Annotated in this window: 17 protein-coding genes; 11 read left to right on the forward strand and 6 right to left on the reverse strand. The window is 46.7% G+C overall.

Features of this window, described 5'->3' with window-relative positions; all coding sequences use genetic code 11:
* The first annotated feature begins 96 nt into the window (after window positions 1-96).
* The 4 genes from CWI76_RS01315 (at window position 97) to CWI76_RS01330 (ending at window position 4,166) form a co-directional block, all read left to right on the forward strand.
* Window positions 97-1,029 (forward strand): LysR family transcriptional regulator, encoded by a 933-nt coding sequence (locus CWI76_RS01315; RefSeq protein WP_126758587.1) that lies wholly within the window; start codon window positions 97-99, stop codon window positions 1,027-1,029.
* Window positions 1,030-1,115: 86 nt separating this feature from the next.
* Entirely contained in the window at window positions 1,116-2,342 is a 1,227-nt protein-coding gene (locus tag CWI76_RS01320) for an acyl-CoA dehydrogenase family protein (RefSeq protein WP_126758588.1), read from the forward strand.
* The gene (locus CWI76_RS01325) at window positions 2,343-3,410 is read left to right on the forward strand and encodes a phosphotransferase family protein (protein WP_126758589.1); all 1,068 of its coding nucleotides are present in this window, start codon (window positions 2,343-2,345) and stop codon (window positions 3,408-3,410) included.
* A gap of 3 nt (window positions 3,411-3,413) precedes the next feature.
* Window positions 3,414-4,166, forward strand: coding sequence for an SDR family oxidoreductase (locus CWI76_RS01330; RefSeq protein ID WP_126758590.1), 753 nt, complete (start codon window positions 3,414-3,416; stop codon window positions 4,164-4,166).
* Here the strand turns inward: CWI76_RS01330 and CWI76_RS01335 are convergent.
* A complete protein-coding gene (locus CWI76_RS01335) occupies window positions 4,163-4,624 on the reverse strand; it encodes a hypothetical protein (RefSeq protein ID WP_126758591.1) in 462 nt (153 codons plus the stop codon). The genes CWI76_RS01330 and CWI76_RS01335 overlap by 4 nt on opposite strands.
* A gap of 17 nt (window positions 4,625-4,641) precedes the next feature.
* Window positions 4,642-5,565: a pirin family protein gene (locus tag CWI76_RS01340; protein WP_126758592.1), complete on the reverse strand. Its 924-nt coding sequence runs from the start codon at window positions 5,563-5,565 to the stop codon at window positions 4,642-4,644.
* 130 nt (window positions 5,566-5,695) lie between these two features.
* Between CWI76_RS01340 and CWI76_RS11600 the strand changes: the two genes are divergently transcribed.
* From CWI76_RS11600 to glnS, 7 genes are all read left to right on the forward strand, one after another.
* Window positions 5,696-5,860, forward strand: a complete 165-nt coding sequence (locus tag CWI76_RS11600) for a hypothetical protein (RefSeq protein WP_157980790.1) — start codon at window positions 5,696-5,698, stop codon at window positions 5,858-5,860.
* Window positions 5,861-5,864: 4 nt separating this feature from the next.
* Window positions 5,865-6,155, forward strand: a complete 291-nt coding sequence (locus tag CWI76_RS01345; RefSeq protein WP_126758593.1) for a hypothetical protein — start codon at window positions 5,865-5,867, stop codon at window positions 6,153-6,155.
* Window positions 6,156-6,178: 23 nt separating this feature from the next.
* Entirely contained in the window at window positions 6,179-6,592 is a 414-nt protein-coding gene (locus CWI76_RS01350) for a hypothetical protein (protein WP_126758594.1), read from the forward strand.
* A gap of 2 nt (window positions 6,593-6,594) precedes the next feature.
* Complete coding sequence (locus CWI76_RS01355; protein WP_126758595.1) at window positions 6,595-7,350, forward strand: 5-oxoprolinase subunit PxpA; 756 nt, start codon at window positions 6,595-6,597, stop codon at window positions 7,348-7,350.
* On the forward strand, window positions 7,340-8,062 hold the full coding sequence (locus tag CWI76_RS01360) for a 5-oxoprolinase subunit B family protein (RefSeq protein WP_126758596.1): 723 nt from the start codon (window positions 7,340-7,342) through the stop codon (window positions 8,060-8,062). Before CWI76_RS01355 ends, CWI76_RS01360 begins: the two co-directional genes overlap by 11 nt.
* Window positions 8,052-9,020, forward strand: coding sequence for a 5-oxoprolinase subunit C family protein (locus CWI76_RS01365; RefSeq protein WP_126758597.1), 969 nt, complete (start codon window positions 8,052-8,054; stop codon window positions 9,018-9,020). Before CWI76_RS01360 ends, CWI76_RS01365 begins: the two co-directional genes overlap by 11 nt.
* An 84-nt stretch (window positions 9,021-9,104) precedes the next feature.
* On the forward strand, window positions 9,105-10,766 hold the full coding sequence (gene glnS, locus CWI76_RS01370; protein WP_126759347.1) for a glutamine--tRNA ligase: 1,662 nt from the start codon (window positions 9,105-9,107) through the stop codon (window positions 10,764-10,766).
* Between the two features lie 74 nt (window positions 10,767-10,840).
* On the opposite strand, the gene fur is transcribed toward glnS, so the two are convergent.
* The 4 genes from fur to CWI76_RS01390 all read right to left on the reverse strand — a co-directional run bounded on the left by fur (window position 10,841) and on the right by CWI76_RS01390 (window position 12,948).
* Window positions 10,841-11,290: a ferric iron uptake transcriptional regulator gene (gene fur / locus CWI76_RS01375; RefSeq protein WP_126758598.1), complete on the reverse strand. Its 450-nt coding sequence runs from the start codon at window positions 11,288-11,290 to the stop codon at window positions 10,841-10,843.
* A 38-nt stretch (window positions 11,291-11,328) separates the two neighbouring features.
* Window positions 11,329-11,853 (reverse strand): flavodoxin FldA, encoded by a 525-nt coding sequence (gene fldA, locus CWI76_RS01380; protein WP_126758599.1) that lies wholly within the window; start codon window positions 11,851-11,853, stop codon window positions 11,329-11,331.
* 25 nt (window positions 11,854-11,878) lie between these two features.
* A complete protein-coding gene (locus CWI76_RS01385; protein WP_092854554.1) occupies window positions 11,879-12,094 on the reverse strand; it encodes a DUF2788 domain-containing protein in 216 nt (71 codons plus the stop codon).
* 71 nt (window positions 12,095-12,165) lie between these two features.
* Entirely contained in the window at window positions 12,166-12,948 is a 783-nt protein-coding gene (locus CWI76_RS01390; RefSeq protein WP_126758600.1) for an alpha/beta fold hydrolase, read from the reverse strand.

Genomic DNA, 12,948 nt, shown 5'->3' on the forward strand with positions numbered 1-12,948 from the left:
GTCTAATAATGTTCCATTTATGATGGTAGATGGTTATATTGGGAATAAGCGTTCCATAAATGGAACGGAATTGAACAGTTTAATAGGAAGAGGTCGATGGCGATTCCAGACTTAACCAATTACTTAATTTTTGCGCGGGTAGTTGCAGCGGGCAGTATTAGTGCAGGTGCTCGCGAACTCAATATGCCAAAATCAACAGTGAGCCGTCGTTTGACAGAACTCGAGGAAGAGCAAGGCGTTCGTTTACTTCATCGAAGTACGCGAGGCCTCAAACTGACCGATATCGGGCAAGCGTTCTTAGTACACTGTGAAACATTGGTGGCAGCCGCTGAAGCCGCACAACAAGTTACGCAAATGGTGCAGGAAACGCCAAGAGGTGAAATACACGTTAGCTCGCCTTATGCCATTAGCCAAAGCATGCTAGTTACCTTATTACCTGAGTTTATGGCGTTGTATCCTGAGGTACGGATTAATTTAATGGTGACAAATCGGCCAGTGAATCTCATCGATGAAGGTATTGATGTTGCGTTACGTGTCCGACCTTATATCGAAGATTCCTCATTGATAGCGCGCCCGCTGGCGGATTCCCCAGGCACACTCTATCGCAGTCCCACTCGAGGCGAGGTGGCGCGTATAGAAAAACCTTTGCAGCATCCACTTGATCTTGTGCACTATCCGCACCTGAGTTTGCACTATACCAGCGGTCGGTATCGCTATGATTTAACATCAAAAAGCGGCGAAAAACTAACCGTAAGTTTTCGTCCGCGCTTAATCACCGATGACATGATTGTGTTACGTGAAGCGGCAATTGAAGGCTTAGGCATTGTCTCATTGCCGAACTACCTGTGCGAACAAGCCATCCAAGAAGGCTTACTTGAGCCGGTGTTGCCTGACTGGGCATTGCCTGTTGGTATTATGCATATGGTTTACCCTTACCGTCGCGGCTTGTTGCCGGCCGTCCGGGTGTTTATTGATTTTCTCGCCGAGCGACTTCCCGCTACGGCACAACGATCATTAAATACGATATAAAGGCTTTTATTTTCACGCTGACTCACTACAATCATTCAAACGGTCGTTTAAATAATAATTAAACTCAAAATCAGCAGGGCAGGCTTATGGATTTTACGCCAAGTGAAAAAACTCTCAGTTATCGCAAGCGCTTGATTGCGTTCATGCGAGAACATATTGAACCGATTGAAGCGAATTATCACAAAGAAAATCGCCGCTTAAACCCTGATTCGAATTGGCGGCATTGGCAAGTTGCGCCCATTGTTGAAGAATTAAAAGAGAAAGCTAAGCAAGCCGGGCTGTGGAACTTATTTTTGCCCGATGCCAAATTAGGGGCTGGACTGACGACGCTTGAGTATGCACCGCTTGCTGAGGTGATGGGCCATAGTTTGCTCGCCCCGGAGATTTTCAATTGTAATGCACCGGATACGGGCAACATGGAAGTGCTGTATCACTTTGGTACCGATGCACAAAAACAGCAGTGGTTAACGCCATTATTGAACGGTGAGATTCGCTCCGTATTTTGTATGACCGAACCTGATGTTGCCTCTTCTGATGCCACAAATATGCAAGCGCGTATTGTCGCTGATGGCGATGAAGTTGTTATCAATGGACGCAAATGGTGGTCGACAGGGCTTGGTCATCCTCATGCTAAGTTTGCCATAGTGATGGGTTTAACCGACGCTGATGCACCAAAGCATCAACGACACTCAATGGTGCTCGTGCCGCTTGATACGGCTGGTGTGACGGTGGAGCGTATGCTTCCTGCATTTGGTGAATATGACGCGCCGTACGGACATGGCGAGGTACTATTTGAAAACGTTCGGGTGCCTAAAGCAAATGTTATCGGTGGTCTTGGCGATGGCTTCAAAATTGCCCAGGGACGATTGGGGCCGGGTCGCATTCACCACTGTATGCGCGCTTTAGGAGCTGCCGAGAAAGCGTTACAACTGTTTATACGTCGAGGGCAGGAACGTATTGGTTTTGGTAAGCCGATACTGCAATTAAATGGTAACCTTGAACGTGTAGCCGATATGCGGATTGCAATTGATCAAGCCCGCTTGTTAACGTTTTACGCAGCGTGGAAAATCGATCAAGTTGGCGCAATGAAAGCGCTCGCTGAAATCTCCGCAATTAAGGTTGCGGCTCCGAATGTATTGCAGCAGGTGGTGGATGAAGCGATTCAAATTTATGGCGGAGCCGGCATGAGCCATGATACGCCGCTTACCGCACTGTTTGCGATGGCTCGGGCATTACGCATCGCTGACGGCCCTGATGCAGTGCATCGTAGCACCATAGCCAAGGTTGAGCTCGCCAAGTATCGGGAGGCCTAAGTGACCGATAACCAGCTAGAAGATCAAGCTACATCAGTGCGCTCTGGCGAAGAATTGCCCGAGCAGCGCTTGAGTGATTGGCTACGAACACAATTGCCAGAACTTTCAGGAGCAATGCGCATTACGCAATACAGTGGCGGCGCTTCAAATTGGACTTATCGCATACAATTCGATAATGCTGATCTCATATTGCGCCGACCTCCGGCGGGAACCAAAGCCAAGTCGGCTCATGATATGGGCCGCGAATATCGTCTGCAGAAGGCTTTGAAACCAGTATTTCCGTATGTGCCCCAAATGCGATTGTATACCGATGATGCAAGTATTATTGGCGATGAATTTTATGTCATGGATCGGGTTGCTGGGATTATTCCACGCAAGAACATGCCGCGTGAATTAGCTTTAACTGAAGCGCAAACTCGAACCCTATGCTTGAATGCCCTCGATGTACTTATTGAGCTGCATCGAGTTGATATCGAAGCTGCCGGCCTAAGCGATTTAGCCAAGGGCGCTGGTTACACCGAGCGCCAAGTTCATGGTTGGAGCGAACGCTATAAAAAAGCGAAAACTTGGAACGTACCTTCGGGCAAAAAATTGATGCAGTGGTTGGCAGCGAATATGCCCAAACATGAAACGATTTGTATGACCCACAATGATTTTCGTTTTGATAATTTGGTGCTAGATGTCAATGATCCGACCAAGATCATTGGTGTGCTCGATTGGGAGTTGGCGACGTTAGGTAATCCGTTGATGGATTTAGGGAATAGCCTCGCTTATTGGATTCAGGCCGATGATGACCGTATTGCACGCTCGACCCGTCGTCAACCAACGCACTTGCCGGGCATGCTAACGCGCCAAGAAGTTATTGAATATTACTGCGATAAAATGGACGTAGATGTCAAAGATTTCCGTTTTTACGAGGTGTTCGGATTATTTCGTTTGAGTGTGATTGCTCAACAAATTTATTTCCGTTACCACCACAAACAAACCCGCAATCCAGCTTTCAAGAATTTTTGGTTCTTAGTGCATTATTTGCACTGGAGAGCTCGCAAACTAATAAAACAAGGATAATTCATGCGCAAAACAATATTGATAACTGGCGCAAGCTCTGGACTGGGCGAGGGCATGGCGCGAGAGTTCGCCAAGTATGGCCGAAATTTAGCATTGTGCGCTCGGCGCACGGAACGCCTTGATGCCTTGAAGCAAGAGTTAGAACAACGCTACCCAGATATTAAAGTAAGCGTGAAGGCGCTAGATGTGAATCAGCATGACGACGTATTTGCTGTATTTAAAGCGTTCAAAGAAGAGTTTGGCAGTATCGATCGGGTGATTGTGAACGCTGGAATGGGTAAAGGGGCATCGCTGGGTACTGGATATTTCTATGCCAATGTGCAAACTGCGCAAACCAACTTCGTGGCGGCATTAGCACAATGTGAGGCAGCGCTCGAGATCTTCCGTGAACAAAATAGCGGGCATTTGGTAACCATAAGTTCCATTAGTGCACTACGCGGAATGCCGCGAGCGATGACTGTTTATGCGGCGACAAAGGCGGGGTTACTGGCGCTTACAGAAGGGATTCGTGCCGACTTAATTAAATCACGCTCGCCGATCAAAGTGAGTGCCATTTTACCCGGATACATTCGCTCTGAAATTAATGAAAAAGTGAAGAATACCCCGTTCATGATTGATACCGAAACTGGCTGTCGTAAGTTAGTTCAAGCGATAGAAAAAGAGCCCGTGCAGGCCTATGTGCCAACTTGGCCATGGGCGCTTATCGGCTTTTTGATGAAGCGCTTACCATTGAAATGGGTCATGAAACTCGGTTAAAGCGGGCACTCTTTTTCTTCGCGTTTGGTGGTGACGCTGATGGTCGCTGGACGCCCATTTGCGTCATCATACACCACTGAGGATTTGGCGATATTTAAGGCCCCACGACTGTGACCGTGATGAATAACTAATTCGCCATCACGCTGCCACGATATTGTTAAACAGGGGCCTTGTTCAGCGGTCGCAATTCGTAGCCAATCATTCGCTTTGGGTTCAAACAACCATACTTCAAAACCATGCCAGCTATTGCCAGAGTTGCCACGCTGACAATCATAAACGTGAATCTCTGCTGCACCGTCGGCAGTTGCAATGAGCTGCAAAGATTGACAGTTTGCAGCGACCGGCGGATCAGGTTCAAATACCGTGAGTTTATAAATCAATACCGCAGTAAACAGCACGGCAAGCGTTACCCCTGCGGCAAGAAACCATAAGCCAAGGCGGCGAGTTGCTTTACTCACAAAGCTGACAATTCCCATTAGTTACCTTTTTTTGTCTGGTATTGAACAACCTTTCCAAAGCGCTCATGGCCGGCATCCCAATCTTGCTGGGCTTGCTCGACGCGTTGCTGCGACGCACTAACAAAATTCCACCACATTTTTACTGGCTGTTCAAATGCCTCACCACCTAATACTAAAATCTGGGTATCGGCAGCAAACTCCAGAACCACATGTTGACGATTGCTACCCAGACTTATTAATTGATGCGCGCGAGTGGTTTTCTCAAGCGTTTCGAGTTGCCCACTAACAACGTAGATGCCGTATTCAAAATCACGATCAAGATGTAACTCGACAGCGGTTGTACGTGGTGTCTGCAATAACATCGCCATACTTGGACTAAAGCTTAGTGCCGGACTATTCCAGCGGCGCTGCTCGGTCGCATAAGTTCCGCAAATAAGCGTAGCGGTGCAATCGCCGAGACTAAACTTTGGCACCTGTTGATAATGATCGAAGCGCGGTTCTGTTTGTTCATGCTCAGGCGGAAGTGCTCGCCACAGTTGTAATCCATGTAACGGTTGATCAGGATCGTTATCGGCCACTTCAGCATGGGTAATGCCTCGTCCAGCTGTCATTAAATTTAACTGACCGCTGCGTAAAGACTGTTCATAACCTAAACTATCTTGATGGAGAAGTTGCCCAGACAGCAACCACGTGATGGTCTGCAAGCCAATATGTGGGTGTGGCGGAACATCAAACTGGCGATAATTGGCTGGTGCAACTGGACCAAAGTGGTCTAAGAAGCACCACGGTCCAATCATTCGAATAGCGCGTTGTGGCAGAATACGGTGAACCGTTAAATGGGGCGTTAACTGTCGCTGCAATGATCCGTAGACGCTGGCATCATGTTGTAAATGCTCTGATTCGCAGGTTTCAAGTTGAGTTTCTTGCGGGGCTCTGGTCATAGCTGCCTCATCATAATTGTTACTAAAAACAGTATGGCACTCGCCCCGACAATAGTCGAATATAATGCTTGAAGTCTTTCGCCGAGCGGAAGATTTCAGTAAGGTGTAGATTCCACATAAGGAGATTGCGATGATTTATCCACTCATCCTAGCGGTTATTGGTTTTGCTGCCATGTTAAGCGGTATCTGGGAGCAAAACTTAAGCACCATTATTGTTGGTGTGTTCATGCAAATCATCGGTTGGATATGGTTTCTAATAGTTTGGCGAAAAGAAAAACAAAAAGGGCAAACATAAGCTTATGAAAACAACAAGTACGACACGAATTAGTGCACTTGCGGTCATCGTTCTGGGTATATTACTCGCCGTATTAGCACCAGCAGGCGAGGCCACTTCAAGTTATCGCCAATTAGGCGTGGTGTTATTGGTTATTGGTGTGGTGTGGTTGCTAAGACAAAAACGTCCAGAGCCAAAAGCCGAAGCCAATCCCGAACCGTACCAACAACCTGTTTTAAAATGGTATCAATCCCCAATTTTGTGGGTGCCGGTTATTGCGATTATTATCGCTATTTTGTCTTGGTTATTTATCTAGGCTCGCAAAAGTAGGGAACCATTATGTCGTTAACCACACGGTTAGTTATTTTAGCGGGTCTTGTCGGCCTGATGTTTTATAATGCTAGCGAACAACAATTGTGGGCAGCCATCATTGATTGGCAGCTAGGCTGGTATAAACTTGGCGTGCCAATTGCTTGGGGGATTATTCTCGGTGCTTTGGTGAACTTGTTGGGGGGGCGCGTATTGCTGAAGTGGCTTGAGCCAATCACCTTGGTCGCAGCATCACTGACTACGTTAGGGTTAACCGGCGCTGCAGCTGTTTACGGTGCGCATCAGATTGGTGGACTAACGCTTGCACCATTATTTATTTCAAGCGTTGGCGTTGGCGTTTATTTGTTTGCCTACAGTTATGCTCGCTTCGCCGGCGCGCGTGGTGCACGTAATGAAGAATCAGAGGATTCGGTTGATAAGTAGTTATGATCAAACTCAATTGTGATATGGGTGAAAGCTTTGCGGCATGGACGATGGGTGATGATGCCGCGGTAATGCCGCATGTTGATATGGCCAATATTGCCTGTGGTTTTCATGCCGGTGGCCCAGCAATTATGGCGCAAACCATTCAATTAGCCGTCGAACACCAGGTCGAAATTGGTGCTCACCCAGCGTATCCAGATTTAGCGGGTTTCGGCCGTCGAACCTTGCATTTTCCGCAGGCCGAATTAAAGGCCATCTTGCATTATCAAATTGGTGCAATACGAGCTTTGTGTTTGCAAGCCGGTGCACAGCTAAGTTACGTAAAACCTCACGGTGCTCTATATAACGATATGCAGCGTGATCAAGAATTATTTGAATTGGTTTGCCGCGTAATAGCTGAACAAAACAACAGTCATCCTGCACATCCGCCCCTGTATTTATTAACTTTGGCAAGGGCAAATAACACCACGCAACAGCGTATTGCCGAATACTGCAACGTCGAGTTGTGTTTCGAAGCATTTGCCGACAGACGTTACGAACCTGATGGTTCTCTGCGGTCGCGCCAATATGCAGACGCAGTGTTTACTGATCGCGAAACGATTCTTGACCAAGCAAAAGCGTTTGCTTGTGGTGAGCCAATTATTGCAAGCGATGGTTCACAATTGCGTTTACAACCACAAACATTATGTGTGCACGGTGATAACGCTGAATCGATTGCAACCGTTGTCGCAATCCGACAGGTTCTAAATGGCATTTAACCTACAAGCTTCAATTGAAATAGCTGGCGTTGATGCGGTAATGATCGTGTTTGACGCGAAAGTCGATAAGCAAATTAACCAACAGGTTCATTTATTACGTGAGGCCATTATTCAAGCACAGCCCGTTTGGTTGAGCGACGTGGTTGCTGCTTATCACACACTAATGGTTGTGTACGACATTCAACGCACCACTTTTGAACACGTTCAGCACTGGCTGAAAGCACAACTTATCGAGCTACAGCAGCGACAGGTAACACCGAAGGTTGCTGGTATTCACGAGTACTTCGTGTGTTACGAACCTGAATTTGCGCTCGACATCGAGCGTGTTTGCCATTGTACGGGGCTAAGCGCAGAAGAGGTTAGCCAGCGTCATAGTGCGGAAACTTACCATGTATATACCATTGGATTCGCTCCCGGCTTTGCTTATTTAGGTGATGTACCTAACGCATTGCAAGTGGCACGACTCGATACCCCGCGCACTAAAGTACCCGCGGGCAGCGTGGCGATAGCTAATCAACAAACAGCCATTTATCCGCGTACGTCGCCAGGTGGGTGGAATATTATCGGTCGCGTCGCCGGGTGGACGGATCGATCAGGATTAAAACTGCAAGCCGGCGATCAGGTGCGTTTCACATCCGTTTCCAAACAACGTTTTTTAGAAATTGAAGCAAACAGCCAATCGAATCACATTGAGGAGCGCCATGATGACTAATACGAAGAGTTATCCGGCGCTTCGTATTGAACAACCGGGCTTGCTGACAACGTTGCAAGATTGGGGGCGGTTTGGTCATTTATCACAAGGTATCACTCGCGGTGGACCCATCGATGAGCGTGCGTTTTTGTGGGCTAATAAATTGCTCGGTAATGCTGCATCAGCAGCACAACTGGAAATCACACTGGGTGGATTAAGTGTGACTGCGCTAAGCACGAGTTACTGGGTGGTCTGCGGCGCACCAGTGAAACTAACGAAGAACCAACAGCCGATTGCAACTTGGGAAGTTTTTCGTGTTAACGCAGGCGATCAAGTACGTATCGATGCGCCTGAACGAGGGCTGCGTAGTTATCTTGCGGTGGCAGGTGGTTTTTTCGCTACGCCAACTTTTGGCTCAGTTGCTACGGTGATGCGAGATGGGCTAGGGGGGCTGCGCGGTAACGGCAAGCCATTGCAAAGCGGCGATGAACTGGATGCTGGATATTATGAGTTGACGCAGCCGGTACCTTACCGACGCCCTCAACATGATTTAATTCCACGGATATCGAGTACCACAGAGCTGCGCATTCCAATTATACCGATGGCTCAATATGCCCAATTTGAGCTACAAGCGCAGCAAAGTTTAGTAAAGCAATCGCTACAAGTTACGGCAAAGCAAGATCGTATGGGGGTGCGCTTACAGGGCAATCAACCGATAGCGTGGACACGGCCGCAAATCATCTCGGAGCCATTGCCGCTCGGTGCAATTCAAATACCACCGGATGGACAGCCTATTGTCATGCTAAATGACTGCCAAACCCTTGGCGGATACCCCAAAATAGGCGTGGTGAGCTGGTCTGGGCGGATGGCGCTAGCGCAAGCAACAGCGGGAACGGCATTACGTTTTGAAATCACCTCGTTAGAACAAGCTCAAGCTGAAATAAAACAGGCCTATCGATTCTTCAACCTCAATCTATAGGTCTTGCGCAGGTGCCGATAAACTGCGATCATAACGGTCATTTTTCGAATTAGCATCGGAGTAAAGTAATTCATGGCCGCAGATATGGCAGCGAACGCGCCTCGTAGTAATTTTATCCGCCAAATTATCGACCAAGATCTGGCTTCAGGAAAGCATCAGAGCGTTCATACGCGCTTCCCACCTGAACCAAATGGATTCCTGCATATTGGTCACGCTAAGTCGATTGTGCTGAATTTCGGCATCGCGGAAGACTATAAGGGCAGCTGTAACCTGCGCTTTGATGATACCAACCCACTGAAAGAGAAAGTGGATTACGTCAATTCGATTCAAGAAGACGTGAAATGGCTTGGCTATACGTGGGAAGGTAAACCACGTTATTCATCAGATTATTTTGAGCTGTTGCATGGCTTCGCTGTAGAACTCATTGAAAAGGGCTTGGCGTACTGTGATTTTTCGTCACAAGAGCAAATGCGTGAAATGCGCGGTACCTTGAAAGAGCCAGGTAGCAACAGCCCATATCGCGATACATCGGTTGAAGAAAACTTAACGATTTTTGCGGATATGACAGCCGGCAAATATCAAGAAGGTGAAGTTTGTTTGCGCGCCAAAATTGATATGAGCTCGCCATTTATGTGTATGCGCGACCCAGTAATCTATCGTGTCCGCTTTGCGCATCATCACCAAACGGGTGACAAGTGGTGTGTGTATCCAATGTACGATTTCACGCACTGTATTTCGGATGCCATTGAGGGCATTACGCACTCGCTATGTACCTTAGAATTTCAAGACAACCGTCGTTTGTATGACTGGGTACTGGACAACATCAGTATTGATTGTCATCCGCAACAGATTGAGTTTTCGCGCTTAAACCTTCAGTACACGGTCATGAGTAAGCGTAAGCTGAACTTATTAGTGGAAGAGGGCAAAGTGAGTGGCTGGGATGACCCACGTATGCCAACTATTGCGGGAATGCGCCGCCGTGGCTATACACCAGGTTCAATTCGCGAGTTCTGCCACCGCATCGGGGTTACCAAAATGGATAACCAGGTTGAGATGAGTATGCTTGAAGCTTGTATTCGTGATGAATTGAACCAAAGCGCACCACGAGCAATGGCGGTTATCGATCCGGTTCGCTTGGTAATCGAAAATTATCCAGAAACTCATGAAGAGCAGTTAAATGCGCCGAATCATCCTAACGACGACAGCATGGGCATGCGTCAAGTGCCATTCGCGCGTGAAATTCTAATTGAGCGTGAAGATTTTCGTGAGGAAGCGAACAAAAAATACAAACGCTTGGTGTTAGGTAAGGAAGTTCGCCTGCGTAACGCTTATGTCATCAAGGCTGAGCGTGTTGAGAAGGATGCGGAAGGTCATATCACCACCATCTATTGTACCTATGATCCGGAGACCTTGGGTCAAGATCCGGCTGACGGGCGCAAAGTCAAAGGTGTGATTCACTGGGTTGCGGCAGCACATGCACTACCGTGTGAATTCCGTTTATATGACCGTTTGTTCCAAGTACCAAACCCAGGTGCTGAAGAAGACTTTTTCAGTACGTTGAATCCTGAATCACTGGTTGTGAAACATGGCTTTGTTGAGCCAAGCCTAGCTAACGCTGAAGCGACGAAAGCTTATCAGTTCGAGCGTATTGGTTATTTCTGCGCCGATAGTAAAGACAGTCAAGCAGGTAAGCTCGTTTTTAACCAGACGGTTGGATTGCGTGATACTTGGAGTGATAGTGAGTAATAATCGCACTTGTTAGTAAGCAATAAAAAACGCGACTTCGAGTCGCGTTTTTTCTATCAAAATTCGAAATCAGTTTAGTCCATATCCGTATTTTGGTTATTTACACACGTATCAGGCGTTTTACACTCACCATAAAGATATAAACTGTGATTCGTTAGCTTAATATTGTTTGCTTCAGCCACTTGCAGTTGACGCTCTTCAATAACATCATCTTCAAACTCAAAGACATGGCCACAAGTTAAGCAAACCAGATGATCGTGGTGATCTTTCGCACTAAGCTCAAACACCGAGCGGCCACCTTCAAAGTGGTGACGACTTACAATACCGGCGTCATCAAATTGGTTAAGCACGCGGTATACCGTGGCTAAGCCAATTTCTTCGTTTTTTTCGAGCAAAATCTTGTAAACATCTTCAGCGCTAATGTGCTGGTTGTTTGGATTTTTTAAGATCTCTAAGATTTTTACTCGTGGAGACGTGACCTTCAGGCCAGCTTTTTTTAATTGTAATTCGTCTTTGTTGCTCATGATTTCTTCGCTACTCGAGTTCGATTCGCTAATATTGCTTAGCCTAATTGATCTAAGCCCATTTCGTCACGAATTTGTGCACACCATTTTTGTACACGCTCTTTCGTTAGCTCAGGCTGACGATCTTCATCAATACCTAAACCAACAAAGTGATTATCGTCAACCAATGCTCGCGATGCTTCAAATTCGTAACCATCGGTTGGCCAGTGACCAATAATAATTCCGCCACGTGCTTCCACGATATCACGAATGGTACCCATCGCATCTAAAAAGTATTCAGCGTAGTCTTCTTGGTCGCCACAGCCAAAAATTGCAATCAGCTTGTTATTAAAGTCAATTTCTTCCAGTTCAGGGAAAAAGTCATCCCAATCACACTGGGCTTCACCGTAATACCAAGTTGGAATGCCAAACATGAGCAAATCATAAGAAGCGATGTCTTCTTTACTTGATTTTGCGATATCAAACACATCAATTAAATGTTTGCCCAATTCTTTTTGGATCATTTGCGCAACAGCTTCAGTGTTTCCAGTGTCGCTACCGAAAAATATACCTACACTTGCCATAGAGTCTTACTACCTGCTGTAAAAATTAAAGACCTGCTTCCCAGAATGCTTGAATAATGCCTTTCGCAATAAAGCCAGCGCACCCTAAAAATAATACCAACCAAACAAACCAGCGCCCAAATTTTGGCACATCGCCTTTCTTCAGAACATCTTGAATAGCCAACCCAATTAGCACAAACAAAAATGCAATGGCAAAGTTCGTCCCTAAGGTTTCAATCAATTCATAATGTTCTGACAGCATAACAGCAACACCTGATGTTTGGTTGTATGAATAATTTCAAAAAAGAACGCAGAGTATAGCATGAAGGCCGCTTAGGTGCGAGAATGATTCTCAATAAACGCCCGCGCCAGTCGGTTGAAAATGCGTGGTTTTTCGGCATGCAGCCAATGTCCCGCGCCTTCAATAATTTTCACCTCAACCTGACTAAATCGCGCTTTAATTTCATCAGCGTGTTCATTCATTAGGTAGTCTGAATCACCACCTTTAATGAACAAAATAGGGCCATCATAGTTTCCGCTGCGCACAGCACCAGAAATTTCTTCATAGCAACTATCTAACGTTTCAAGATTAATACGCCACTGGTAACCCGTGTCGTCACGGCGTAAGTTTTTCAACAAGAATTGGCGTACACCTTTGGTATCGATATGTTGTGCAAGTTGCTTGTCAGCATCAGTACGACTGTTTACTTGACTCAGATCAAGCGCACGCAATGCGTCTAAAATGTGACGATGTTTTGGATCATAAGCCACTGGCGAGATGTCAGCTGCAATCACACTGCGCGCTCTTTTAGGGTAAGTAAGAGCAAATTCCATCGCGATCTTCCCGCCCATGGAGTGACCGACAATATGAGCAGAATCAATATCGAGCTCGTCAAGCGTTGCGGCAAGGTCATTGGCCATATCCGCGTAATTCATATGATCGCTGTGAAACGAATCCCCATGGTTTCGCGCATCAACCAGAATCACCTGATAATCTTCGCTCAAATCACGCCCCAGACCCTTGAGGTTATCTAAATCACCGAATAAGCCATGTAATAAAACCACGGGCTCGCCGCTACCTATCACTTCATAATTAAGAATCTGTGCTGTGCTCAT

It is taken from the genome of Pseudidiomarina marina (assembly GCF_003987045.1).
GTDB classification, from domain to species: domain Bacteria; phylum Pseudomonadota; class Gammaproteobacteria; order Enterobacterales; family Alteromonadaceae; genus Pseudidiomarina; species Pseudidiomarina marina.

Bases quoted from the DNA above. Each gene is read 5' to 3' on its own strand.
- CWI76_RS01315 (WP_126758587.1), top strand. From the start codon at position 97: ATGGCGATTCCAGACTTAACCAATTACTTAATTTTTGCGCGGGTAGTT.
- CWI76_RS01320 (WP_126758588.1), top strand. From the start codon at position 1,116: ATGGATTTTACGCCAAGTGAAAAAACTCTCAGTTATCGCAAGCGCTTG.
- CWI76_RS01330 (WP_126758590.1), top strand. From the start codon at position 3,414: ATGCGCAAAACAATATTGATAACTGGCGCAAGCTCTGGACTGGGCGAG.
- CWI76_RS01340 (WP_126758592.1), bottom strand. From the start codon at position 5,565: ATGACCAGAGCCCCGCAAGAAACTCAACTTGAAACCTGCGAATCAGAG.
- CWI76_RS11600 (WP_157980790.1), top strand. From the start codon at position 5,696: ATGATTTATCCACTCATCCTAGCGGTTATTGGTTTTGCTGCCATGTTA.
- CWI76_RS01345 (WP_126758593.1), top strand. From the start codon at position 5,865: ATGAAAACAACAAGTACGACACGAATTAGTGCACTTGCGGTCATCGTT.
- CWI76_RS01350 (WP_126758594.1), top strand. From the start codon at position 6,179: ATGTCGTTAACCACACGGTTAGTTATTTTAGCGGGTCTTGTCGGCCTG.
- CWI76_RS01355 (WP_126758595.1), top strand. From the start codon at position 6,595: ATGATCAAACTCAATTGTGATATGGGTGAAAGCTTTGCGGCATGGACG.
- CWI76_RS01360 (WP_126758596.1), top strand. From the start codon at position 7,340: ATGGCATTTAACCTACAAGCTTCAATTGAAATAGCTGGCGTTGATGCG.
- CWI76_RS01365 (WP_126758597.1), top strand. From the start codon at position 8,052: ATGATGACTAATACGAAGAGTTATCCGGCGCTTCGTATTGAACAACCG.
- glnS (WP_126759347.1), top strand. From the start codon at position 9,105: ATGGCAGCGAACGCGCCTCGTAGTAATTTTATCCGCCAAATTATCGAC.
- fur (WP_126758598.1), bottom strand. From the start codon at position 11,290: ATGAGCAACAAAGACGAATTACAATTAAAAAAAGCTGGCCTGAAGGTC.
- fldA (WP_126758599.1), bottom strand. From the start codon at position 11,853: ATGGCAAGTGTAGGTATATTTTTCGGTAGCGACACTGGAAACACTGAA.
- CWI76_RS01385 (WP_092854554.1), bottom strand. From the start codon at position 12,094: ATGCTGTCAGAACATTATGAATTGATTGAAACCTTAGGGACGAACTTT.
- CWI76_RS01390 (WP_126758600.1), bottom strand. From the start codon at position 12,948: ATGAGCACAGCACAGATTCTTAATTATGAAGTGATAGGTAGCGGCGAG.